The organism is Pedobacter rhodius (genome assembly GCF_027213645.1).
GTDB classification, from domain to species: domain Bacteria; phylum Bacteroidota; class Bacteroidia; order Sphingobacteriales; family Sphingobacteriaceae; genus Pedobacter; species Pedobacter rhodius.
In genome coordinates, this window is sequence record NZ_JAPWGL010000008.1 from 1 (window position 1) to 25,070 (window position 25,070).

The window sequence follows — 25,070 nt, forward strand, 5'->3', positions numbered from 1 at the left end:
GGTGTCCACCTCTTCCCATTCCGAACAGAGAAGTTAAGCCCACCAGAGCCGATGGTACTGCGGTAACACGTGGGAGAGTAGGTCGGTGCCAAATCTTAAAAGAAACCCTTTAACGGAAACGTTTAAGGGTTTTCTTGGTTTATAGGCTTTTCCATTTCTCCCCTCCCGATAGCTATCAGGGAGGCCGGTGCCAAATCTTAAAACCAAAACAGGCCTTTAACAAAAACCCTTGCACTAACAACTGCAGGGGGTTCTTGGTTTAAAAGACCAAGACTGAAAACGAAGGGCGAAAAACGGAAGACGAAAAATGAAACCAAAACACAAGCCGAACGGTTTAGCGGTTAAAGTTGAGGTAAAGTTTAAATCCAACTTGCAGTTGAAAATGCACTCCTGTAGCAATAACCTTAGTAATATTCCAAGCAACGATACCCAAACACCTAACAGAGTTAAAAGATGAAAGCGTGGTTAATGAGTTTATTATCGGCGATATCATTTCTGGGATACTAAACAACTAAACATCTAACCAAATGAACCGCCCGGATTGATGTAATAACCCGACCACAGACAATATACCTTGCCAGCTTTCTTTTACTTTATATTTTAATTGTAACATCTGTCATATTTAAAACTGATTATCGGCAATTGTGTTAATATTACAGGTTTGCGATAATATTTGGTTATCTTTGCACACAACAATATATATAAATAGAATAATGAGTTTTTTTGCAGATAAGAGAAGGGAAGTGATGGTACATATTGAAAAATATATGTTAGAATCTATGGGTACCTATTTAAAGCCAATTGATACCAACTGGCAACCTTCAGATTTCTTGCCTGATTCTACAAGTGAAACATTTTATCAAGATATTAGAAACTTAAGGGATAGCGCTAAAGATCTTTCTTATGATTTAGTAGCTGTTTTGATCGGTGATACCATAACTGAAGAAGCACTACCAACTTATGAATCCTGGCTGGCAATGGTTGATGGGCATAGCCGTGATGAAGAAGGTGGTTGGATGAAATGGGTTCGCCATTGGACCGCGGAAGAAAATCGCCACGGCGATTTATTAAATAAGTACTTATACCTTTCCGGCCGTGTTGATATGCGTCAAATGGAAATTTCCACTCAATATCTGATTGCTGACGGCTTTGATATTGGTACCGGTCATGATCCCTATAGAAATTTTATTTATACAAGTTTTCAGGAATTAGCAACAAATGTATCTCACAGGCGAGTAGCTTCGCTGGCTAAGAAAGATGGTGACACTTTATTATCGAAAATGTGTGGTGTTATCGCGTCAGATGAAGCCCGTCATGCTAAAGCTTACAAAGATTTCATGAATCGTATTTTCGAAGTTGACCCGAATGAAGCAATGTTAGCTTTTGAAGATATGATGCGTAAAAAAATCGTTATGCCAGCACATTTTTTACGTGAGGTCGGTTTGAAAATAGGTCAGACTTTTGGCCATTTTACAGATGCTGCGCAAAGATTGGGTGTTTACACGGCTATAGATTATGTTGAAATTATGCAACAATTAATTGAAGAATGGAAAATTGAAGGCATGCGCGATTTGGATGAAGCCGGAGAGAAAGCCCGTGATTACATTATGAACCTGCCTTCACGTTTGTTACGTGTTGCAGAAAGAATGAAAAACCCAACAATTGATTATAAATTCAGCTGGATAGCCGGTTAAAATTTAAATAGATTTTTAAAGCCACGATTTTTAGTCGTGGCTTTTTTGCTTTTACATATTTCTACGATATTGGCCGCCTACTTCATAAAGGGCTTTACTAATTTGCCCTAAAGAACAAATTTTGCAAACCTCCATTAATTGTTCGAAAATATTATCTCCAGCAACAGCAGATTTTTGTAATTGTTTAAGAAGCTTTCCGGAATTATCATGATTTCTGTCCTGAAAAGCTTTTAAGGTTTCTATTTGATATTGTTTTTCTCCCTCAGTAGCCCGAATAACTTCGCCAGGAATAATTGTAGGCGAGCCATTCTTATTAAGAAATGTATTTACACCTACGATAGGGTATTCGCCGGTGTGTTTAAGTGTTTCATAATACAAACTTTCTTCTTGTATTTTCCCACGTTGATACATGGTTTCCATTGCACCTAAAACACCTCCACGATCGTTTATTCGCTTAAATTCTGCCAAAACAGCATCTTCGACCAAATCAGTTAATTCTTCTATTATAAAAGCGCCCTGTAGTGGGTTTTCATTTTTGGCTAAACCTAATTCTCTGTTTATAATCAATTGAATTGCCATTGCCCTGCGCACGGATTCTTCTGTTGGAGTTGTAATGGCCTCATCGTAAGCATTTGTGTGCAGTGAATTACAATTATCATAAATAGCATATAAGGCTTGCAATGTAGTTCTGATGTCGTTGAAATCTATTTCCTGTGCATGTAATGAACGTCCTGAAGTTTGGATATGGTATTTCAGTTTTTGAGAGCGATCGTTGCCTTTATATTTATTTTTAATTGCTTTTGCCCAAATTCTTCTGGCTACACGGCCTATCACTGCATATTCAGGGTCAATTCCGTTTGAAAAGAAAAAAGATAAGTTAGGGGCAAAATCATCAATATGCATTCCCCGACTTAAATAATACTCAACAAATGTAAATCCATTACTTAAAGTAAATGCCAGTTGCGAAATCGGATTAGCACCTGCTTCTGCAATGTGATAACCGGAAATGGAAACTGAATAAAAATTACGGACTTTTTCGTCAATAAAATATTTCTGAATATCACCCATCATTCTTAGCGCAAATTCTGTCGAGAAAATGCAGGTGTTTTGTGCCTGGTCTTCTTTTAAAATATCAGCCTGTACGGTTCCACGGACTGAACTGATTGCGTAAGCCTTGATTTTTGTGTAAATAGCTGGAGGAAGAACCTGATCGCCGGTAACGCCCAGCAGCATTAAGCCTAACCCGTTATTGCCTTCAGGAAGTTTTCCATTATAGCTTGGTCTTGAAATATTTTTAGATTTATAAATGGCATCTATTTTTTGGTTTACTTCGTCTTCTAAACCATTTTCAATAATGTATTTTTCACATTGCTGGTCAATTGCAGCATTCATAAAAAAGCCCAAGAGCATTGGTGCCGGTCCGTTTATCGTCATTGAAACAGAAGTGGATGGCGCACATAAGTCAAAACCGGAATACAGTTTTTTAGCATCATCCAGCGTAGCAATACTGACACCCGAATTTCCAATTTTACCGTAAATATCAGGACGAATGTGAGGGTCTTCACCATATAAAGTTACTGAATCGAAAGCTGTGGATAAACGATGTGCAGGCTGACCTAAAGAAACATAATGAAACCTTTTATTTGTTCGTTCCGGGCCGCCTTCCCCTGCAAACATACGTGTTGGATCTTCACCTTCGCGTTTTAAAGGAAATACACCTGCAGCATAAGGAAATTCTCCTGGTAGATTTTCAGTCAGTAACCAACGCAAAATAGCGCCCCAATCTTCGTACCTGGGTAACGAAACCTTAGGAATTTGAAGTTTAGACAGAGATTCGTAGTATAAAGGTTGTTTAATTTCTTTATCCCGTACTTTATAGATGAAAAATTCTTCCTTATAGCTTTTCTTGGTTTCCGGCCATTGGCGAAGTAATCTTCTGCATTCGCCATCCAATTGTTCTTCAAAATAGGCATATGCTTCCTCAAGTCCTGAACCAAGAGAGAGTGATGTGTTTTCTGAGGCCAAATCGATAACACCTTTAAGCTGATACATTTTTCTTGCTATAGAACTTTGCTTATCAACCCATTCGTTATAAGACTGGCTCGCTTCGGCAATTTCGGCCAGATAGCGGATTCTATCAGGTGGAATAATATAAATTTTTTCTGATTGATCTGAAGTCAATTCCATTTTAGCATGGAAATCTGTTCCTGTTTTAATTTTTATTTGTTCCATTAGGGCAACAAATAAATTATTCATTCCAGGATCATTAAATTGTGAAGCCATCGTTCCATAAACCGGAATTTCATCATCTTTGGCATCAAAAATATTATGGTTGCGTTTATATTGTTTACGCACATCGCGTAACGCGTCTAAAGCGCCGCGTTTATCAAATTTATTTATGGCTACCAAGTCAGCAAAATCCAGCATATCAATTTTCTCCAATTGTGTTGCTGCACCAAATTCAGGCGTCATTACATATAAAGAAACATCGCAATGTTCAGTGATTTCTGTATCTGATTGCCCGATGCCGGACGTTTCAACAATAATTAAATCATAACCAGCTGCTTTGCAGATATCGATACTTTCCTGAACATTTTTAGAAAGCGCCAAATTTGCCTGCCGGGTTGCCAATGAGCGCATGTAAACCCTTGGGTTATTGATGGCATTCATTCGGATACGATCGCCAAGCAATGCGCCTCCGGTTTTTCTTTTTGACGGATCGACGGAAATAATGGCCAGGGTTTTATCTTTAACTTCAACCAAAAATCTGCGGACCAATTCATCAACCAATGAGGATTTTCCGGCACCACCGGTTCCTGTGATGCCTAAAATAGGCGTATTATTATTTTTGGAAAGTCTTTTAAGCTCATTAACAAATGATTGTGCACCTTCAGGATCATTTTCAGCAACTGTAATTGCACCTGCAATTGCTTTGATATCTTTTTTTGGAACGGTATTCAACTCATCAGTGATATTGCTTTTTGTAACGAAATCGGTTTTTTGAAGCATATCATTAATCATGCCCTGTAAACCCATTCTTCTGCCATCATCTGGTGAATAGATTTTAGAAATGCCATAGGCTTCAAGCTCTTCAATTTCTGAAGGTAGAATTACGCCACCGCCACCAGCAAATATTTTTATATGTCCTGACCCTCGTTCCTGAAGTAAATCAAACATATATTTAAAATATTCAATGTGACCTCCCTGATAGGAAGTCATTGCGATGCCCTGAACATCTTCCTGAATGGCGCAATTTACAACCTCGTCAACCGAACGATTGTGGCCTAAATGAATCACTTCTGCGCCGGATGACTGAAGGATTCGACGCATAATGTTAATTGTAGCATCATGTCCGTCAAATAAGGAAGCAGCAGTTACAAAACGTATTTTATTTTTGGGTTTATATATTTCTACTTGTTGCATATTGCAGGATTTAAAATTGGTATGTTCTGGTAACCAATCCTTGTTTCCAAAATATATTTGGTATGCAAATGTACTAAAATATGCTGCTTAAAGCACGAATACCCTATACCGTTATGGCTTTTGGTTCAGCTATACTGGTGTGCTAAGGTGTCTAAGGTGGTTAAAATTATTATTTACTATTTTCATCACCACCTAAGTCACCTGAGCACATCTTAGTGGTTAGACGGTAAATAAAAAAACTATAATATAAAGTTCCATATTCAAAATCTTTGAGAGAGGAATATTATAGCTCTGGTGTGCTAAGGTGGTTAAAATTATTATTTACTATTTTCATCACCACCTAAGTCACCTGAGCACATTTTAGTAGTTAGGCGGTAAAACAAAAAACTATGCTGGTTGGCATAGTTTTTTAATTTATTTATTGGTGATTTCAGTTATCGGTTCTCCGACACAACCGTTTGGCATTTGGATATGTAATAGCGCGGCTAAAGTTGGTGCAATATCAGACATGTAATGTGTTTTGTTTGATGCCCCTGGTTTAATACCCCAACCCATAAATACTAAAGGAATGTGTGCATCATAAGGATTCCAGTTTCCATGTGTAGTTCCGGTACTTGAACCGTTAAACCAATTTGGATCTAAAATGTAATACAAATCGCCGCTTCTTCTGGCATTATAACCATTGGTTATCATCTTTTTTTGAATTTCCGGCAGCGTTGCTAAAGATATTCTCGAAATATCTACCACGTTTGCGAAACCATCCATTCTTTTTAAAAACTCGATAGATGCATTTTTGATTACATCGAAGCTTACGGTTCCGTTGTCTGTTTTATCATGGTCGAAGATGATTTGATTATTCATCGATTTCAAAACCACATTATTAACTTTGAATTTCTCATTAAGGAAAGCATTCAGTTTAAAAACAATATCCCTATCGCTAACGGTACCCCCAGGAAGTTTATTTTCTTTCATAAATCCCGGGACGTGGGCAACACCATGATCGGCACTTAAAAAAACGGTGTAATTGCCTTTACCTACTTTTTTATCTAAATAGTTGAAAAATTCTTCGAAATCTTTATCTAAACGGAGGTAAGTATCTTCTGCTTCTATTGAATTCGGGCCATAAGCGTGGCCTACGTAATCTGTAGATGAACAACTTACAGCTAAGAAATCGGTAATGTTATCCTGACCTAAATCTTCAGATAAAATAGCCAGCTTAGCTAAATCGAGCGTAATGGTATTTCCGTAAGGCGTACTTCTTATGGCGTCGAAATTTTTATCGATGTTCTGAGCAAGTTGATGTGGAAATGTACTTGTTTTACCTTCGTAAGCCTTTTCATCACCAGTACTGTTTACGTAAGTATTGATAGGATATAAAGTTTCCCAGTTTTTTGCATAGAATTTATTAGCCAGTTTAAGTTTATTATAATCAGCAATCCACATTGGAACTTCTTTCATATAGTATGAACTTGTGATCCAGTTGCCTGTGCTGCCCTGATACCAATATGCTGCATTTGCAGCATGTCCCGCGGGTAAAATAGAACCTCTGTCTTTTAAAGAAATTCCGATTACCTTTCCTTTAAAGTTTGTTGCTAACCGCAATTCATCGGTAATTGTGGTGGTTAACATGTTTTTTGGCGACATGTTGCCTTCAGAAGAAGGTGTACTGCCGACGGTAACTACTGTCGAATCTTCAGTACAATAAATATTTTTTTTAGTTTCAGAATTGTACCAGTCGTTTCCAATTATTCCATGCACAGCAGGAACTGATCCGGTGTAAATCGTTGTATGACCAACCGCCGTATATGTTGGCGTGTAAGGAATAAAAGTGTTTTCTACTGAAAAACCTTCATTAATTAATCTTTTAAATCCACCATTTGAATATCGGTTATAATACCGATACAGGTAGTCCCAGCGCATTTGATCTACAACTAAACCTACAACTAATTTAGGGCGAGCTACTTCTGCAGGAAAAGGCTTAGCAATAGCTGTACTCTTTTTCGTTTGAGCTGATACGCTGGAGAGCGAAAAGATAGATGTGTAAACAATTAACCACGAAATTTTATTCATTCTGTTTTAATTTAAAGGGCTAAATTAAAATTTTTAGATGAAGAATTTTTGAAGTTTCTGTAAAGTTTTTATAGTGCTTCAGCAACCACGAAAGTACTTCCGCCAATAAAAATAAGATCATTAATGCCTGCTTGTTTTAATGCTGCAGTTTTTGCTTCCTTAACAGAATTGAAACCAGAACCTTTTAATCTAAAGACAGCGGCCTGCTCCTGGAGCTCGTTTGCAGCTAAGCCCCGTTCAATATCGGGTTTGCAGAAATAGTAATCTGCATTTTTTGGCATAAGCGATAATACCTTAGTGATGTCTTTATCCTTTACCATACCAAAAACGATATGGAGTTTTTCATAAGGCGTTTGTTCTATATTTTTAATTACCTCCGTAATTCCGGCTTCGTTATGTCCGGTATCACAGATAACGAGTGGTTGTTTGCTTAATGTTTGCCAGCGTCCCTGGAGTCCGGTAAATTTTTTAACTTGTTTTAAACCCTGATAAATGGCCTGTTGAGCAATCTTTATTTCTGTTTGTGTGCTTAGAACCTCCAGTGATTTCAACACGGTTACAATATTTTTCGGTTGATACAAACCTGTTAAATCACTTTTTAGATTTGCGTATTTCACTTTACCATCTTCATAAACCGATAGTTTAAGTGCATTATTTTTAACAGAAATATCATGAGCTTTCAATGAATCATCAGCAAATAATATCGGTGCCTTTACAGATTTAGCTCTTTGGATAAAAACCGGCTGCGATTCGGTTTGTGTTTCGCCGATTACAACGGCAATGCCTTTTTTTATAATACCTGCTTTTTCACCTGCAATTTCCTGCAGGGTGTTGCCAAGCATGTTCGTGTGATCTAAACTGATATTTGTAATTACCGAAATTTCCGGAGTGATGATGTTGGTAGAATCCAGGCGACCGCCCAAGCCCACCTCGATAACTGCAATATCTACCTGGTGTTTTGCAAAATGGTCGAATGCCATGGCAACGGTTGCTTCAAAAAAAGAAGGCTCTGTTTCATGAATTAATTTTTGATTCGCCTGGACGAAAGATTTAACTTCGGCTTTACTTATCATTTTTCCGTTTATCCGGATGCGTTCACGAAAATCTTTAAGGTGGGGAGAAGTATAAAGACCTGTTTTTAAACCTTGCGCCTGTAGTACAGAAGCCAGCATGTGTGAAGTTGAGCCCTTTCCATTTGTGCCCGCAATATGAATACTTTTAAATTTATTCTGAGGATTGCCTAAAGCCTCACATAAAATGATGGTATTGGTTAAATCTTTTTTAAAAGCAGATGCACCTATCCTGGTAAACATGGGTAGCTTGCTGTATAAGAAATCTAACGTTTGCTGGTAGTTCATAATATTTGCCAAATATAGGTTTGACTAATTTAATTATGAAACGAAATGTTGATATGGCGTATAATTTAAGGTCTTTGAGCCACAGAACACGGAATAACGTTGACTATTTTATTATGAAAAGAAATGTCAGATGGGACATAATTGGTGGTATATAAGGACACAGACCATGTAAAATAATGTTATCCTGGACTTGTCGAAGGACTTTAAAACGATCTTTTTTGCGCGTTTTAACAAGCTCGACATGAAAATTTGAAGAACAAATTGATTTATGAGACAGCCTGACGGACCATGATTTTATTTCACTTTAAAGTTGAATACGACAACGCCGGTTTGATTATCTGCACCAACATCAGATTTACTTAATGAAGAATTTAATACAGCCTGAATACATTTGTTAACCAAGTCGGTATCTGTAATTGTAGAACCTTTTAATTCCTGGTTTGCCCTCGTTATATCTCCGTTTTTGTTGAAATAAATTCTAATGGCAATCTTGCCTGTTTTCTGCCCGTCATCTTTAGGTATCACAAGATTAGAAAAACGCCTTAATTCAATTGGTTTGTTTCCAAAGCCTGAGCCACCATTTCCATAATTATTGGCTAAAGGATCTCCATTAACCGAGCCTTGATTACCAGCTGTATTTCCTGTACCATCGCCACCACCTTGTCCGGTATTTTTTTTACCTTTGTACAAGGCATTCTGATTGATAACCGGTGTTGAAGGTTTATCTTCTGCGGTAGTGGTTGGTGTTGTCGTAGTTGGTTTAGACTTTTTAGTATTTACACTAATTGCATCCTCGGTGTTCTGCGTTTGAATTTCCTTATCGCTGGTTTGAGATTCGGTATTTTGAGTAACTTTTTCTTCAGGAACGACTTTGTCCGGGCGTTTATTATTTGCATTCGGATCGGCAGAGGGCTCTTCAATACTGGTGTAATCGTCGCCCATGCCGGTTTCGGCGGTTCCATAATTTACCACCATGCCACCCATGCCCAGTTCTTCGGGCGGATTAAAAGAATTAATCACAATTAAAAAGCTAATCGCAAGCAATAGCGCCATTATCCCTGTGGATATTGCAACTGCCTTTGGATAATTATTTTCTTCTTTGTAACTCATTATTTTTTAGGCTCTACCGCTAAAACAAGTTTTAATTTCAATTTGTTCGCTACATCATAAGCAACCATGATATTTTCTGCGGGCACATTTTTGGCCACATATAAGATGATGGTCATATCCGGTGCCAGTTTTTGATAAGCTTCTATCGCTGGTTGCAGACTTTCTGCAGTTGCCGGTTTTTTATCAACGAAATAATTTAAATTTTCATCTATACTAACCGTTACCGCTTTTTTTGCCGTAGATTGCTGCCCGCTTGAAGATTGTGGCAACAATAATTTCACCACCTGCGGATTGACCACTGCAGATGCCAGTAGAAAAAACAGCATGAGAAAGAACATAATGTCGTTTAATGCCGATGTATGAACTTCTACAGCGCCTTTTGTTCTTTTTCTTAAATTCATTATTTACCTGGTTCTTCTAATAAATCAATAAAATCAATCGCATCGGTTTCCATTTTAAGAATGATTTTTTCAACCATTATATTTAAAATGTGGTATAAAACGTAAGCGATAATACCAATGATTAAGCCTGTTGCTGATGTAATCATTTTGGTATATAAACCGCCTGAAATCGTTCCGATCTCAATAGCACCCTTAATGGATACCTGGTGGAAAATCGTAATTACTCCAACAATGGTACCTACGAAACCAAGCATTGGCGCAATACCAGCTACAATACCTAAAATGCTGATGTTTTTTTCAAGTTTAGAAACTTCGAGCTTACCAACGTTTTCAATTGCACCTTCAATATCCTTAATCGGGCGGCCAATACGCTTTAAGCCTTTTTGCAGCATACGGGAAAGGGGCGAATTGTTGTTTCTCAAAAGGGCTGAAGCGCCTTCGAGGTTTCCCGACTGTATGTACGTTCTGATTTGAACCATTAAATTTGATTCATCTTTAGTAGATTTTTTAATGGTTAAATAACGTTCAACAAAAATAACCAGAGCGAGGAAAGCTAAAAAAGCCAGCGGAATCATTACCCAACCACCTTTAAATAACAAATCTATAAAATGTAATTCTGGTGCTGGCTGAGATAATGTCGGATTTATGGCATTGGCTGTATCCTGTAATACTTGTGTGGTATCTTGAATTAATAGTGCAATCATTATGGTGTGTTTATCTGTTTAATATCTAATTCTTTTATTCTAACTTTTTTACTTAATAGCGGCCGTGCATTCAACGCTTCTTTCTCTGTTTTAAAAGACGCTAAACTAACTTTTTTGAATGGCCCTTCGATAGGAACAATTCTGGCGGTTACGCCATAACCTTTCATTTGCTGAATAAATTTTTCAGCGGCTTTAGTTGTTCTGAAGGATGCCCCGATAACCTCATAAGTTGTATTACCTGATTTTGTATCGGGAGCTGTTGTTTTTGGTAAAGCGCTGATTTTAGTTTTTGGCGTGTCGGTTTTCTGCTGAACCTGGTTAGCCTTCAGGATGCTATCCGTTTTTATTATGGAATCTTGTCTTGCTTTTACAGCATCAACAGTAACTTTTGGAGAATCAATAACTGATTTCGTATTTTTTATTGATTCGGTTTGGCCAGTGAATAATTCTGGTTTAATCAAATAAGTTATCGCTGTTATAATAATTAAAATCAAAATTATAATCGTAACCTTAAGCCAGGCAGACATGCCTTGTGGCACTTCTTCCTCGTATATCATCGGATCATGGCCAAAGCGGTTTGGATGTTCAGCATGTTGTTCCTTGATAAATTCGGGCGCTTCAATTATGGTTGTTTCCGATTTAGCTTCATCTTCTAAATTAATATATGTTTTTGGCGCTTCGGTTTCTGATCTTAAAGAAAAACGGCTTGTATACTCTGTGTGTGGTGCAACAACTGAAGGTGGCACTTCTACTTCATTTACCGTGTCGGTTGTTTCAGGTTCTGGTGTGTTTTCACCTACCTGTTGCGCTGCGACTAGATTTTCTGCTTCTGATTCGGGTGTATGGCCAAAACGGTCAGGATGTTCTTCGTGTTGTGCCAATATGGAATCAGGAACTTCTGTCTCCTCAGTTTTAACAGGAGTTTCCTCTTCAGTTTCCGCGATATTTTCAACGGCACCTGCTTCGTTTTGTACATCAGCTGATGCAGGATTCACAATTGTAGGCTGATCGGTTGCTATATCTTCCACCTCCGATTCTGGTGTATGACCAAATCGGTTAGGATGTTCCTCATGCTGTTCTTTGATAAAATCAGGCGCTTCAACAATTTCTCCTGTCAGATTTTCTGAATGTTTTAAAGTATTTTTAAGGTCATCTTTAACTTCGTCCAGTTCTACATTTTCGATTACCGGAGCCTTATATGATTTATTTTCAAATGGAACAGCTGCATACGGTCCTTCTGTGATTTCATCATATACATCCTCTTCAGTTTCCTGGATGTTTGCATCCTTTTCCAGTATATCTTCTTTTTTTTCTACTTCTGCAGCGGGTTCCGTTTCAGCAACGACCGGCAACCCATAAAACTCAGAACCATAGTTTATATTTTTTGATGGCTCGAAACTCAATCCTTCGTGTTCTGTAAAAAATAAACGCCCGATATTTTCAAGTTCAGCTTCGTGCTCAATTTCCAGTTTTCTAGTTGTTTCTTCCACAAACTCGGAAATATGATAGCCGGCAATTTCTTTTGAAACATTTTCCTTTTCAGCGATAAAGTTTTGAAGCAGTTCCTCATCTTTTACTTCAGAAGTGAATTGCAACCTATATCCCGGAGGTAAAAACGATTGTTTTTCCTTATCGTATCTGCCGGCAAATTTCTTTTTAAAAAATGTGCCCAGGCCGGTAACGCCTACCGAGGTACGTTGCTGTAAGATTTCTGAAAGGTATAATAAGGTATCCATTCCGGTAAAATTAGCGTTTTATTCTAAATCAACACAATAATAAATTAACGTGTTTAAAACGAATAGGTTAATCCGCCGAACATATTAAAACCATTTACCTGATAAAATAAATACCTGCTGTAATTGGTATTCAGGATGTTATTTGCCTTCGCAAAAACCGAAAACTTATTATTTATACGATATTCCGCACCAACACCTAAATCAACAAAACCTTTAACTGTTATAATTGATTCTATGGATGGATTTGGAATAAGGTATTGCGATGGATTTACTGGGGCTGCAGTATTTAACTTGGCTTTAACGTCATCCTGAATAACGACGCCGGCATTAAAACTTAACTTTTTATTGTATGTGTAAACAAAGTTTGAACTTACTTTTAATCCTGGCTTAAACCAACTGTACGTTTCAGCTGCAGGTTTGTAATCATCGATATTTAATTTACCCGTCCATTTTAAAGCATCGCTCACCTGTACAGAAATTTCACCTTCCAAACCTGTAAGTTTTGCTTTGCCAAAATCGTAAATCACATCAAATTTATTGAAATCGGTAAAGTTGTTGACAAACAGTGGCATGTCGTCGATTTGTTTTATGTAGAATCTGGCTTTATAACCAAAACCAGGTCCGCCTGTACCTTTAATGCCCGCACTGATGCTTAATTTTTCCACTGAATTTTTAATCAGGATGTTGCTGTTTAACCAGGGATTTTCATCTGTAAAACTTTTTAGGGAATTACGGGTAACATCACCTTTAACTTCGCCAAAAACCTGTAAATAATCAGGAATTAATGTAAAATCGGCTGTAACCGCCGGGAATATTCTCGTACTGCTATAGGCGCCGAATTCCTGAACAAAGTTAATTCCTGCCGTAACTTTTGCACCTTTTACCTGTAAACGGATGTAAGGATTTAAACGTAATAAGTTATTACCTATACTTGTTGTTAAATCTTTGGTATTGCCAAATTCGGTTGATGCTGCAAGGCCTAAATTTAGCGAACTGATTCTTTTATTTAAATAACCGTTTAATGTTAAATAATTTTCTTTAGCACTAAACTTATCATTCCAGACATAACCATTGGCTTTTAAGGCATAGCTGAAGGCATCATCGTCTTCTTTATAATTTTTAACCAATTCTCCTTCCGCTTCGAATAAAGTTAAAGCTTGTTTTTGCGGATTTGGATTTAGTGTAGGGCGATTGTTATCTATTCCATAAAAATATAAGCCATTACGTTCGAAATTAATCCGTCCGCTGACTGTATTTTCATCCATAATGCTGCGACCAAAAAGACTGAATTGCTGGTTGCTGCTATTCTGTTTATTGAGCTTACCTTCCTGACTGAAATGTTTGAAATATCCGCCAACCTGTAACGCAGGGTCGCGACCATTATTTATGTACACTTCGCCAAGCAGGGTTGCTAAAGAACCAAAACCGCCTTTTACGTAGTTATTAACCAATTCAGATTGTTTTTCATCAACCAAAGCTTGCGCCTGAAGTTTTTGAATATCGCTGTTTATTTCAAGTTTTTTATCGGTAACGCTATAATTCAGCTTCGCTTTATAGGTTTTGACATCATCCAAATTAGGACTCCTCCTCAGTTTTACGGCTTCAGCCAATATTGGTTTGTAAGGACGAACAACTTCGATTTCTTCACTTACAGCTGCTTTTTCTTCCTGTTTCTTTTCCTGTGCCTGAACGGTAATTAAACCAGCAGCAATAAAAAAGATTGTACTATATATATATTTAATCGACTTCATGATTCTACTTCTTCGGGTTTAATTTTTCTAATTTTTGTTTCGCTGTCGGGATGATGTCGTCCGTTTTATTATCATAATTGTCGATAATACTTAACAGCGTACTTTTGGCCTGCAAATTGTCTTTTAAAGCAACGTAATTGTCTGATAACAGGATAAAAGCTTTGGCAACCCAATAATCGTAAGACGCCATATTATTGATTAAATCGAAACATGTTTTCGATGAAGTTTTATAATCACCTTTGGTGTATTCCAGAAATGCGAGGTTATATTTTGCTTCTGCAGCTGCAATGGTTTTTGTACTTGCAACAACATTTTTGAATTCTTTAACCGCAGTTGTAGTATCACCTTTTAACAGATAAGCTTTACCTGCATATAAGCCTGAACTGTTTTTTTCTTCTTCTGATGCCTTTTCTGATTCTTTTGTGAGCTGGGCATATTTTATCATATCGTCAGCAGAATTAAGTGCAGTATACGCTTTTAACAAATTATTGATCGCGTAACCATAGTGGGCTTTGTAATCGGTTGTTGTTTCCAATCTTTTCAGGTAAACAATAGCTTCATTATATTTTTTCTGATCAAGAAATACTTTTGAGATACTTAAAAGCGAGCGTTCTGTATAATCACTTGTCCAGTCATTTAAAATATACTCGTAATCTGCTATCGCATCATTCGGACGGCCCAGTTTAACTAAAGATTCTGCCCTTATAAACTTGCCTTCTTTGTCATGAATGGCTTTGGGGAATTTATCGAAATACGCATTGATGGCCTGTAATGCACCATTTGCATCGCCTTTTAAATACAGGTTATTTGCCGCTGCGAAAACAATGTTATCTTGCTCGGCATTTGAATAATTTCCAAGCGGAGTTGTACCTGCGTAGCTGATAAAGCCATTTGCATCACCTTTATCCACATAAATATTTTTGATTGATTCCATGGCCTGTTTGGCTTCGTCGGCACTTGGATAATCGCGAATTACTTTTTTAAAGGATTCTAAGGCAGCATCATCCTGGTCTTGATTGTATTGAACCAAACCAATAGTGACCAATGCTTTTGGAACATAACTACTACGAGGATATTTTGCAACCAAACCAACCAAATCCGTTTTTGATTTTTCTAAATCACCTTTGTTAAAGTAAGTGTAAGCTGTTTCGAAACCTGCATCATCAGCATAGTTAGAATTGGGAAAACGCTGCAGTAAATTTTGCATGGTTGCAATTTTCGCATCATACTGGTTTTCTAAACCCTGAATCATCCCTTTCTGGAAAATGGCATAATCTTCCGCACTGGTTTTACGACTGATGATTTTATTATAATTATTCATCGCATCGCCGTAGTTTTTATTTACGAAATAAGCGTCGGCCAAACGGATGGTTGCATCGTCAACAGTTTTCTGGTCTTTGTCATTTCCTGCTAAGAAGCGTTCAAAATATGTTGCTGCTTTACTGTATTTTTCATCTTCAAAGGCAGCATATGCAAGCGCATAATTTGCAAAATTATAAACACCTGTTTTATCTGCATCAGGCATTTTTAAAAACTTTTCGAAAGTGGTAACGGCTTCGCCATATTTACGCAATTCGTACATCGCTTCCGCTTTCCAATAGGTATTTAAGGCATGGATTTCGTTATCTTCAGGGAATTTGTCTGAACGTAAAAACATGGACAAGGCATTGGGGAAAGCCCGCTCATTATAGAACTCCAATCCACGAAAATAAGTCACTTTTTGATAAGCCTCTCTTGCCTCCAGATTTTTATCAGGGATAGGTTCCAAAATATCGACGGCTGCCTGATAATTTTTTGTCGTTAATAAAACCTCCCCCAAAAGCGTTTTAGCTTCATTGATTTTTCTGGATTTTGGAAAAGTTTTTAGGAAACTTTGCGTCGCGTCCAGTGCTTGCTGATGGAAGTTCAGCTCATAACTTAATTTTGCATAGTTTAACCAGGCTTCTTCCTGTATTGCCTTGTCAAAATCCAGTCGTGAGGCACGGAAAAATGCACTTTGGGCTTTTTCTTTATTTCCTAATTGAATAAATGCCTTGCCTAAAGTGTGCATACCGTTTTGAAGGTATACATCATCATTATTTAATTTTTCCAATACCGTAACCGATTGGGCGTATTTTTTATTTTGAAATAAAGAATAACCGTACTGATAGATAAACAGGTTGTTTTTAACATCGCTTTTATCTTTAGCATAAAATTCTGCAAAATATTTTTCTGCGTTTTTAAAATCAGACTTGGCAAAGTAAGAAGCCGCTACAAGGCTCAGCATTTCCGGTTCGAATTGCTGCTTAGTTTTAGCCATGGCAGGAAGCGCATAGCTGATCACATCATCATAGCGCTCATCTAAATAGTACATCGAAGTGATGTAGTAAGGGTAGCTTGCCTCATAGGTTGGTGAACCTTTCAGCTTTTCAAAATTTGCTAATGCCGTTTTGTATTCTTTATTTAAATAGTTTATATAGGCAAAATAATAGGTCGCGCTTTCCTGGAACTGGCCTTCTTCTTTTTTAACTTTTTCAAATAAAGGTTCTGCCTTATCGTAATCTTTTAACTGGAAATAAGCATAACCCTGCTTAAACTGGTATTCGTTTCGCTGTTTACCTGAAAGGGTAGAAGGGTCGGTTTTTTCAAACCATTCTAAAGCTTTCTCATAGTTTTTCTGGTTGAAATAAGTTTTTCCAACATAAAAGTAAGCGAGTTTTGTATTTGAATTTAAAGGATAATCGCGGATAAATGCCTGAAATAAACTCTCTGCATCACTATTGGTTAGTTCTAATGCGCAAACTGCAGCATAAAATTTAGCGTTTTCTTTTAATAGCGATAGTTCTGCATTACTCTCTGGTTGGGAAGCAGGTTTAAAACGTTGTTGTTCAACAAGTTTAAATTGTTGTGAAGCTGCTGTGTATTTTTCTTTATCTAATAATTCTAAGCCCGTTTGATAGTTTTTATTGAGGTTTTGCACCGCGCTGACTTGCGCATATGTGCTAAAACTTCCAGCTAAAAGTAGCGGAATCAGTACGTATTTTTTTTGCATCGGTTTCAAATATGGTTGGTACTAAATTAGAAATAGTATCAAAGCTTATCAACAGAAGTAATTAACATCTGTTAATAACACAAATTAACGACGGGAATTTTTATTTGGTATAGCGCAATAAAAAAAGAGGCTGTATATAATATTAAATGCCGTCTTGAGGACTAATTTGTTTTATAAAAATTTAGGGAGATAAAACCCTTGAATCGTCATTTCGAGCGGAGTACAACGAAGTCGAGAAATCTTTGAAGCGGAAAATACGATTCAAAAGATTTCTCCACTGCGGTCGAAATGACGGTCTGACCAAAACATTTTATACGTGAATGGCAGCTTGTAGAAGGACTTGTAAAAAGCCTTTTAAGGCGTTTCTATGCTTCGGCAAGCTCAGCACAGGCTTAGCCAAACGTTACAAATTCAAAGATAAATTGATTTATTAGACAGCCTCTTAGATGTCTAATTCTTTAACAAAACCTTTCTGTTAATCAAAAGCAAAACACATAAAATTTGAAAAGATGCGTTTGTATAATTGCATAAACCAAAGGGCAATTGGCTACTTTACTTATTTCATTCTATAGATTTCCCCTCAGTTCCTGTTCACGTTCCAGGGATTCAAATAGTGCTTTGAAGTTACCTGCGCCAAAACTTTGTGCGCCTTTTCGCTGAATAATTTCAAAAAACAGTGTTGGCCTGTCTTCAATTGGTTTGGTGAAGATCTGTAATAAATAGCCTTCTTCATCGCAATCAACCAATATTCCAAGGCTTTCAAGCAATGAAATTTCTTCATCAATTTTGCCAACACGCTGTGGCATCATATCATAATAGGCTTCAGGCGGCGCACTTAAAAATTCCACCCCGCGAGATTTTAATTCGGTAACCGTTTTTACGATATCTTTTGTTGCAACTGCAATGTGCTGAACGCCTTCTCCTTCGTAATATTCTAAATACTCTTCAATTTGTGATTTCTTTTTGCCTTCGGCAGGCTCGTTAATCGGAAATTTTGAAAAACCATTTCCGTTACTCATCACCTTACTCATCAAAGCAGAATACTCGGTATTAATTTGCTTATCATCGAAAGATAAAATATTTACGAAACCCATTACTTCTTCGTACCACTTCACCGCTTCATTCATGCGGTTCCAACCCACGTTACCTACACAATGATCAATGTAAAGTAGTCCGGCATCTTCAGGCTGGTAATCACTTTCCCAAACCCGGTATCCAGGCAAAAATGCGCCCTTATAGTTTTTGCGTTCAACAAACATATGAACCGTTTCTCCATAAGTATAAATTCCGCTCATTTTAACTTCACCGAATTCATCAGTTAACGTTTTGGGCTCCATATATGGTTTTGCGCCGCGTTTTGTTGTTTCATCAAAAGCACTGTACGCATCATCAACCCAAAGTGCCAAAACTTTAACACCATCACCATGTTTTTTTACATGTTCAGAAATCGGGTGTTCTGATTTTAACGCTGTAGTAAGGATTAACCTGATTTTGCCTTGTTGCAAAACATAGGAAGCCCGGTCGCGTACGCCCGTTTCCGGACCCGCATAGGCCAGACTTTGAAAGCCAAATGCAGTTTTGTAATAATGGGCGGCCTGTTTGGCATTGCCCACATAAAATTCTATATAATCTGTTCCGTTAATCGGCAGAAAATCCTGTGCTTTAGCTATTTTTTCTGCAAATGTTAGTGTTTCCATATTTTTAGTATCAAGTAGTTAGTATCGAGTAGCTAGTATCAAGTATTTAGTATCAAGAATTGATTTATAATTTGTGTATTATCATCGGAACTCAGTCGCCCGACCTCCGACCAATTTTATTCAATATTAATCTGCCAGCTTTTGTGGTAATTTTCATCTTCAATATCTAATGCATCTTGTGTTAACATCAGTGGTTTAAAGGGGTCTATCATTACTGCAAGTTCATCAGTTTTTTCCTTTCCAATCGATTTTTCGACAGTTCCAGGATGGGGCCCGTGAGGAATACCTCCAGGATGCAGCGTTATCTGACCTTTTACCACGCTTTTCCGGCTCATGAAATCGCCATCAACATAATATAAAACCTCATCGCTGTCTACATTGCTGTGGTTGTATGGTGCAGGAATGGAATCGGGATGGTAATCGTATTTACGCGGAACAAAAGAACATACAACAAAATTATGGCCTTCAAAAGTTTGATGAACGGGTGGTGGTTGGTGTAAACGGCCGGTTATGGGCTCAAAGTCGTGAATTGAAAATGCATACGGATAATGATAGCCGTCCCAACCTACATAATCAAAAGGATGTGTGCCGTAAGTATAGGGGTATATTAAACCTTGTTTTTTAATGAGCACTTTAAAATCTCCATACGCATCATGCGTTTGCAGGTTTTCCGGTAATCTTAAATCGCGCTCGCAATAGGGCGAATGCTCCATTAACTGACCATATTGATTTAGATATCTTTTCGGCGGTCTTAAGGGGCTAAAACTTTCTACGATAAATAACCGGTTATCTTCGTTATCAAATTCCATTTGGTAAATTGTACCTCTTGGAATGATTAAATAATCGCCATAGGCAAACTTTATTTCACCAAAACCGGTTTTTAATTTGCCTGACCCTTCATGAATAAAAATCATTTCATCTGCCTGACTATTTTTGTAGAAATAATCTGTCATTGATTTTCGTGGTGCAGCTAAAACGATGTGTAAATCACTGTTTACCAGAACAGGTTTGCGACTTTGTAGATAATCATCTTCAGGTTTAATCTTAAAACCAATTAAGCTCGTGTGTTTAAGGTGTTTTTCGCGGGCAATTTTTGGTTCAACATTATAAGCTTCACCGAGATGTTTTACAATCGTTGGTGGGTGGCAATGGTAAACCAGCGAATAAAGACTTGAAAAACCTTCGGTTGATACCAGTTCTTCGGCATATAAATTGCCATCGGGTTTACGAAAAACCGTATGTCGCTTTGCAGGAATTTGCCCCAATTTATGATAAACAGGCATAATAATTATGGTTATGGTTAGAAAGAAAAAATCTTTAAGAAATCAACAATTAAAACGGTAATGCGTTTCAATTAATTAGAAATAGGTAAGATAATTTACAGAGAATATTGCGCCATGATCAATTTAGATAGCATTTTGTAACGGCGTGCAGCAATTGCATCGTTTACCAGGTTAATATGTAATGCTTTTAAAATCATGCTTTTGATGGTGCTAAAGTAATAATTTTATTTTGAACATAAAATTTCTTTATCTTTAATTTAAACCTAACGTCTTTTTATGAAGTTTCTTTTAAGCCTCTTCATTTGCGTCTCCATATCACTTACCGTTTCCGCTCAAAAAAAATGGAAATATAAAATTAAGCTTATTGAACATAATGGGAAAAGGCATCGTGGTTTTTTCTATGCAGCAGACGACAGTCAACTCGTTTTAGTTAAAAGTAATGGCGATACCAGTAAAATAAGTGCAGAAAATATCAGCAGACTGTACATTCACCGGTGTGGAATTGTTGCACCTGTTACGATTGCGGCTGCGGCAGCCGTTGCTGTGCTTGCCATTGATAATCCAAATGCATTGGAAACCGCGCTGATTATATTTGTTGGTGTACCAATAGGCGTTTGCATAGGTTTGGTTACTGGAGAACTTTTCGCAAATAAAAGATTTTACAAACAGCTTCAGGCGAAGGATTTTCCGTTGATAAAAGCGGATTTACAAAAATATACCGAGCTTAAATAATGAGCTTTTACTTTTTAATTGCTGCCCTAAATCATTAGCTTTACCCCGTATTTTAACCAAATTATATGAAATTAGTATCTTATAAAACTGAAGACAGGACGCATCTTGGCGTTTTTATAAATGGCCATATTTATAACTTAAATAGTTGTGATAAATTACTTCCTGATAGCATGAGCGAATTTCTGCAAGGTGGAGAGGTGCTAATGGAAAGGGCAAAAAAGGTTGATACTCAAATTAAAAGCCGAGCGTTGGAAGCTAAGGAAGAAATATTTTATGAAATTCTGGCCCCGGTTCCAAACCCAACAAGTTGCAGGGATGGTTACGCTTTCAGGCAACATGTAGCAGCGGCCAGAAGGAACAGAAAAGTAGATATGATTCCGCAATTTGATGAATACCCTATTTTTTACTTCACAAATCATAATGCAATTCAGGGAACCGGTGAAATTGAGTGTATGCCCGATCATTTTGAAAAACTCGATTTTGAACTTGAATTAGCGATCGTAATCGGTAAAAAGGGAAGGAACATAAAGGCTGCAGAAGCCGATGAATATATCGCAGGTTATATGGTGATGAACGATATGAGCGCCAGAACTTTGCAAATGGAAGAGATGTTACTAAACTTAGGTCCGGCGAAGGGTAAAGATTTTTCGACAGTTATTGGTCCGTGGCTGGTTACACCAGACGAATTGGAACCATATAAAGTTGCACCAAAAGATGGCCATACCGGAAATGCTTACGATTTGAAAATGACTTGCCGTGTAAATGGTATTGAAGTCTCGAGGGGTAATGCTGCAGATATGGACTGGACTTTTGCCGAGATTATCGAACGTTGTGCTTATGGCGTAGATATTTTGCCTGGTGATGTAATCGGTTCCGGAACCGTAGGAACGGGTTGCTTCTTAGAGTTAAATGGAACAGGTTTATTGAATGATCCAAACTATAAAACTCAGTGGTTGCAACCTGGCGATGTAGTTGAAATGGAAATAACAGGGTTAGGTGCTTTAACAAATACAATTAAAAAAGTAGATACAGATTTTTCGATTTTGGCTTTGAAGAAATAGTTTAGGTTGTAATGTTTGAAGGTTTTAAAATTGAAATGTTCGTTGAGCAGACCTGCAAACATTTAAATTGAAATATTTTGATATATTCAATAAACCTTTTTACTATGGCAAAAATTGAAAGATTTGAAAATATGGAATTTGGCTATCGCAAAGCAATTAGCTATTGAGGCCCTACAAAATTTCGGATTTGGAACCAATACGTTCAGATTTTGGATTGAAAGATCAGTTTCGTAAAACGGCAATGTCAATGTCTGATAATATTGCAGAGGGATTTGAATATAACAATAACCCAGACTTTATCAGGTTTTTAACCTATGCTAAAAGCTCATCAGGAGAATTTAGAAATAAAATAATAAATTTAGAAGAGGCAAAGAAGATATCTTCAAATGATTTTAAATTTCTATATGAAAAATGTATTGAATTTTCATCAAAAACCAAGCATTTAATAGATTACTTAAGAAATTTTGAAAAGAAAAAGAAAACCTTAAAAAAAGTATTTAGAACTTTATCCGTTTGAAATTGCAATAATACTCCAAGTTTATCTGCACCTAAAACATTTCAACTTTTTAACATCAAAATTAAAACCTTCAATCTTGATAACCCTAAAAACCGAAGATCTATCTGCCGTTCAATTGCAGGATTATTTGCAATACGCTATTGCCCCACGGCCAATTTGTTTTGCATCAACAATAGATGCTGAAGGGAATGTAAATTTAAGTCCGTTCAGCTTTTTTAATATGTTTAGTACAAAACCGCCAATCTGCATTTTTTCTCCGGCAAGGCGTGTGCGTGACAATACAATAAAGCACACTTTAGAGAATGTTCTTCAGGTAAAAGAATGCGTAATTAATGTGGTGAATTACGATATGGTTCAACAGATGAGTTTGGCCAGTACTGAGTACGCAAAAGGCGTAAACGAATTTGAAAAAGCTGGGTTTACCATGTTGAAATCGGATATGGTTACACCGCCGAGAGTTGCGGAAGCGCCTGTTCAGTTCGAATGCGTTATAAACGACGTGATTCCTTTAGGGGATAGCCATGGCGCCGGTAACCTAGTTTTAGCCGAAGTAAAACTGATTCATATAAATGAAAATATATTAGATGAAAATGGCAAAATTGACCAGCAAAAAATAAACCTGGTTGCTCGTTTGGGTGGCGACTGGTATTGTCGGGTCACAAAAGATAACTTATTTAAAGTTGCAAAACCTTTGTCGAAATTAGGAATCGGAGTAGATAGCTTACCGAAATCAGTTCGTTTATCGAAAGTATTAACTGGCAATGACTTAGGTATGCTTGGAAATGTAGAAATGTTGCCAAAAGAAGAAGCAATTGATTTAATTAGCCAGTTACCTGAAGTTAAAGAAGTTTTAGATGCGACACTCGGAGATGCGGCAAACAGGGAAAGAGAACTCCATGAACTGGCAAAAAACTTTTTAAAACAAGGTAATGTTGAACTTGCTTTAAAGCTAGTTTTGCTTTAATTTCAGTAAATCAAAAATCTATTATGCATACAATCGTAGGGGTAGACCAATACATTGCAAATGCTGCTGAATTTGCAATTCCAATTTTAGAACACTTAAGAAATTTAGTGCATCGTGCCGATGCCCGAATCGAAGAAAAAATTAAATGGAGTATGCCTTTCTTCGATTTTAAAGGAACGGTTTGTCATATGGCGGCTTTTAAAAATCACTGTGCATTTGGCTTTTGGAAAGCATCTTTAATGAATGATGAATATAAGATTTTTAAAGATAGGTCGGAAGCGATGGGTTGGCTGGGGCAGATAAAATCTTTTAGCGATTTACCTGATGATGATGTGTTAATCGCTTATATTCAGCAAGCCATCCAATTAAATGAAGATGGAATAAATCTTCCCCCAAAGCCTAAGTCGGCTCCAAAAGAACTCGAGGTACCAAAGTATTTTATTGATGCATTACAAGAAGAACCTGCGGCCTTGGCAACGTTTCAGAATTTCAGCAATTCAAATAAAAAGGAATATGTGCAATGGTTACTGGAAGCCAAAACAGAAGCGACCAGGTTAAAAAGACTTGAAACGGCTGTAGAATGGATTGCTGATGGTAAAACGAGAATGTGGAAGTATAAGAAGTAAGCCTATAAAATGCTTACTATTTTCATAAACCGGTTTTTATAATGGCCGTCAAACGCTGTAATGGTTACACCATGCGCTTTTCCTGATGATGCATGGATGAATTTAATACCTGATTCATCAACAGAATAAACAATGCCCACGTGGCCAATTCTTCTTATTCTTGAATTACTTCCTGTAAAGATCAAAACATCGCCAACTTTAGCATTTTCAATACTGGTTTCTTTTCCGGTTGCGCTAAACTCCCTTGAAGAACGTGGAACTTTAAAGCCAAAATTGCTAAACACGTAACTCACAAATCCAGAGCAATCAAAGCCAACTTTAGGATTACTTGTCGCATAACGATAGGGTATACCCAACATGCTTTTAGCAAAATCAATAAGGCTTGTAGAGTTGGTAGAATTAGTTTCTTTAACAGGTTCTTCCGCCATTTTTGGAAGGCTCGCGGTAAGTTTTTTAACTAATTCCTGGTATTGAACAGGTAAGGTTGTTTGGGCTTTTCCTGCTGTTGCAGACAAAATGAAAAATAAAACAAGGATTAATATTTTCTTCATATGTTGGCGACAAATATAGAAAAAATATCTAAAGCCAATTAAAATGTTGAAAACGAGTGCAAATGAAGAGCGGCCGTACCACAAGTTCGAGTTGTCATCCTGAGGACTAATTTATTCCATAAAAATTAATATAAATGACTTAAAATTTAGGAGATAAAATCCATAGATTGTTTTTTCGAGCGGAGTGCAACGAAGTCGAGAAACCTTTTTAAACAGATCTCTCCAATCCGCTACGCTCCATCCGATAGATTCTGTGTTAATTTCCAAATAAAATATTTTATTTTTGTTTCATGGGCAGTCAAGAACTAGCCAGTGTAGCGTGCTGATCTTTTAGGTTTAGTGCGCTACTTTCTTTTAAAGC

The 25,070-nt window shown here is 37.2% G+C and carries 18 protein-coding genes and 1 rRNA gene; 7 read left to right on the forward strand and 12 right to left on the reverse strand.

Going from position 1 to position 25,070, the window contains the following annotated elements; translation table 11 throughout:
* A 5S ribosomal RNA gene (rrf, locus tag O0931_RS19970) occupies positions 1-94 on the forward strand; the annotation flags it as partial.
* A gap of 619 nt (positions 95-713) precedes the next feature.
* Positions 714-1,694: an acyl-ACP desaturase gene (locus O0931_RS19975; RefSeq protein WP_269417238.1), complete on the forward strand. Its 981-nt coding sequence runs from the start codon at positions 714-716 to the stop codon at positions 1,692-1,694.
* 51 nt (positions 1,695-1,745) lie between these two features.
* On the opposite strand, the gene O0931_RS19980 is transcribed toward O0931_RS19975, so the two are convergent.
* The 11 genes from O0931_RS19980 to O0931_RS20030 form a co-directional block, all read right to left on the reverse strand.
* Complete coding sequence (locus O0931_RS19980) at positions 1,746-5,117, reverse strand: methylmalonyl-CoA mutase family protein (protein ID WP_269417239.1); 3,372 nt, start codon at positions 5,115-5,117, stop codon at positions 1,746-1,748.
* Between the two features lie 414 nt (positions 5,118-5,531).
* A complete protein-coding gene (gene pafA, locus O0931_RS19985) occupies positions 5,532-7,187 on the reverse strand; it encodes an alkaline phosphatase PafA (RefSeq protein WP_269417240.1) in 1,656 nt (551 codons plus the stop codon).
* 68 nt (positions 7,188-7,255) lie between these two features.
* Positions 7,256-8,545: a bifunctional folylpolyglutamate synthase/dihydrofolate synthase gene (locus O0931_RS19990; protein ID WP_269417241.1), complete on the reverse strand. Its 1,290-nt coding sequence runs from the start codon at positions 8,543-8,545 to the stop codon at positions 7,256-7,258.
* Between the two features lie 294 nt (positions 8,546-8,839).
* On the reverse strand, positions 8,840-9,655 hold the full coding sequence (locus tag O0931_RS19995; RefSeq protein ID WP_269417242.1) for an energy transducer TonB: 816 nt from the start codon (positions 9,653-9,655) through the stop codon (positions 8,840-8,842).
* Positions 9,655-10,056: an ExbD/TolR family protein gene (locus O0931_RS20000; RefSeq protein WP_269417243.1), complete on the reverse strand. Its 402-nt coding sequence runs from the start codon at positions 10,054-10,056 to the stop codon at positions 9,655-9,657. Before O0931_RS20000 ends, O0931_RS19995 begins: the two co-directional genes overlap by 1 nt.
* Complete coding sequence (locus O0931_RS20005) at positions 10,056-10,760, reverse strand: MotA/TolQ/ExbB proton channel family protein (RefSeq protein ID WP_269417244.1); 705 nt, start codon at positions 10,758-10,760, stop codon at positions 10,056-10,058. Before O0931_RS20005 ends, O0931_RS20000 begins: the two co-directional genes overlap by 1 nt.
* Positions 10,760-12,496, reverse strand: coding sequence for a hypothetical protein (locus tag O0931_RS20010; RefSeq protein WP_269417245.1), 1,737 nt, complete (start codon positions 12,494-12,496; stop codon positions 10,760-10,762). Before O0931_RS20010 ends, O0931_RS20005 begins: the two co-directional genes overlap by 1 nt.
* A gap of 53 nt (positions 12,497-12,549) precedes the next feature.
* Complete coding sequence (locus O0931_RS20015) at positions 12,550-14,247, reverse strand: TonB-dependent receptor (protein ID WP_269417246.1); 1,698 nt, start codon at positions 14,245-14,247, stop codon at positions 12,550-12,552.
* Between the two features lie 4 nt (positions 14,248-14,251).
* Complete coding sequence (locus O0931_RS20020) at positions 14,252-17,278, reverse strand: tetratricopeptide repeat protein (RefSeq protein ID WP_269417247.1); 3,027 nt, start codon at positions 17,276-17,278, stop codon at positions 14,252-14,254.
* 566 nt (positions 17,279-17,844) lie between these two features.
* A complete protein-coding gene (hppD, locus tag O0931_RS20025) occupies positions 17,845-18,975 on the reverse strand; it encodes a 4-hydroxyphenylpyruvate dioxygenase (RefSeq protein ID WP_269417248.1) in 1,131 nt (376 codons plus the stop codon).
* A 116-nt stretch (positions 18,976-19,091) separates the two neighbouring features.
* On the reverse strand, positions 19,092-20,258 hold the full coding sequence (locus O0931_RS20030; RefSeq protein ID WP_269417249.1) for a homogentisate 1,2-dioxygenase: 1,167 nt from the start codon (positions 20,256-20,258) through the stop codon (positions 19,092-19,094).
* A gap of 276 nt (positions 20,259-20,534) precedes the next feature.
* Between O0931_RS20030 and O0931_RS20035 the strand changes: the two genes are divergently transcribed.
* From O0931_RS20035 to O0931_RS20055, 5 genes are all read left to right on the forward strand, one after another.
* The gene (locus tag O0931_RS20035) at positions 20,535-20,990 is read left to right on the forward strand and encodes a hypothetical protein (protein ID WP_269417250.1); all 456 of its coding nucleotides are present in this window, start codon (positions 20,535-20,537) and stop codon (positions 20,988-20,990) included.
* Positions 20,991-21,055: 65 nt separating this feature from the next.
* Positions 21,056-22,051 carry a fumarylacetoacetate hydrolase family protein gene (locus tag O0931_RS20040; RefSeq protein ID WP_269417251.1) on the forward strand — a complete coding sequence of 332 codons (996 nt, stop codon included), beginning with the start codon at positions 21,056-21,058 and terminating at the stop codon, positions 22,049-22,051.
* A gap of 187 nt (positions 22,052-22,238) precedes the next feature.
* Positions 22,239-22,568 (forward strand): four helix bundle protein, encoded by a 330-nt coding sequence (locus tag O0931_RS20045; RefSeq protein ID WP_269417252.1) that lies wholly within the window; start codon positions 22,239-22,241, stop codon positions 22,566-22,568.
* 76 nt (positions 22,569-22,644) lie between these two features.
* Positions 22,645-23,532, forward strand: a complete 888-nt coding sequence (locus tag O0931_RS20050) for a flavin reductase family protein (RefSeq protein WP_269417253.1) — start codon at positions 22,645-22,647, stop codon at positions 23,530-23,532.
* A gap of 23 nt (positions 23,533-23,555) precedes the next feature.
* The gene (locus O0931_RS20055) at positions 23,556-24,158 is read left to right on the forward strand and encodes a YdeI/OmpD-associated family protein (protein ID WP_269417254.1); all 603 of its coding nucleotides are present in this window, start codon (positions 23,556-23,558) and stop codon (positions 24,156-24,158) included.
* A gap of 2 nt (positions 24,159-24,160) precedes the next feature.
* Here the strand turns inward: O0931_RS20055 and O0931_RS20060 are convergent, their stop codons facing one another.
* Positions 24,161-24,709, reverse strand: a complete 549-nt coding sequence (locus O0931_RS20060) for a C40 family peptidase (protein ID WP_269417255.1) — start codon at positions 24,707-24,709, stop codon at positions 24,161-24,163.
* Between the last annotated feature and the right edge of the window lie 361 nt (positions 24,710-25,070).

Excerpts from the sequence above, each read along its gene's own strand:
- O0931_RS19975 (WP_269417238.1), top strand. The coding sequence starts at position 714 with ATGAGTTTTTTTGCAGATAAGAGAAGGGAAGTGATGGTACATATTGAA.
- O0931_RS19980 (WP_269417239.1), bottom strand. The coding sequence starts at position 5,117 with ATGCAACAAGTAGAAATATATAAACCCAAAAATAAAATACGTTTTGTA.
- pafA (WP_269417240.1), bottom strand. The coding sequence starts at position 7,187 with ATGAATAAAATTTCGTGGTTAATTGTTTACACATCTATCTTTTCGCTC.
- O0931_RS19990 (WP_269417241.1), bottom strand. The coding sequence starts at position 8,545 with ATGAACTACCAGCAAACGTTAGATTTCTTATACAGCAAGCTACCCATG.
- O0931_RS19995 (WP_269417242.1), bottom strand. The coding sequence starts at position 9,655 with ATGAGTTACAAAGAAGAAAATAATTATCCAAAGGCAGTTGCAATATCC.
- O0931_RS20000 (WP_269417243.1), bottom strand. The coding sequence starts at position 10,056 with ATGAATTTAAGAAAAAGAACAAAAGGCGCTGTAGAAGTTCATACATCG.
- O0931_RS20005 (WP_269417244.1), bottom strand. The coding sequence starts at position 10,760 with ATGATTGCACTATTAATTCAAGATACCACACAAGTATTACAGGATACA.
- O0931_RS20010 (WP_269417245.1), bottom strand. The coding sequence starts at position 12,496 with ATGGATACCTTATTATACCTTTCAGAAATCTTACAGCAACGTACCTCG.
- O0931_RS20015 (WP_269417246.1), bottom strand. The coding sequence starts at position 14,247 with ATGAAGTCGATTAAATATATATATAGTACAATCTTTTTTATTGCTGCT.
- O0931_RS20020 (WP_269417247.1), bottom strand. The coding sequence starts at position 17,278 with ATGCAAAAAAAATACGTACTGATTCCGCTACTTTTAGCTGGAAGTTTT.
- hppD (WP_269417248.1), bottom strand. The coding sequence starts at position 18,975 with ATGGAAACACTAACATTTGCAGAAAAAATAGCTAAAGCACAGGATTTT.
- O0931_RS20030 (WP_269417249.1), bottom strand. The coding sequence starts at position 20,258 with ATGCCTGTTTATCATAAATTGGGGCAAATTCCTGCAAAGCGACATACG.
- O0931_RS20035 (WP_269417250.1), top strand. The coding sequence starts at position 20,535 with ATGAAGTTTCTTTTAAGCCTCTTCATTTGCGTCTCCATATCACTTACC.
- O0931_RS20040 (WP_269417251.1), top strand. The coding sequence starts at position 21,056 with ATGAAATTAGTATCTTATAAAACTGAAGACAGGACGCATCTTGGCGTT.
- O0931_RS20055 (WP_269417254.1), top strand. The coding sequence starts at position 23,556 with ATGCATACAATCGTAGGGGTAGACCAATACATTGCAAATGCTGCTGAA.
- O0931_RS20060 (WP_269417255.1), bottom strand. The coding sequence starts at position 24,709 with ATGAAGAAAATATTAATCCTTGTTTTATTTTTCATTTTGTCTGCAACA.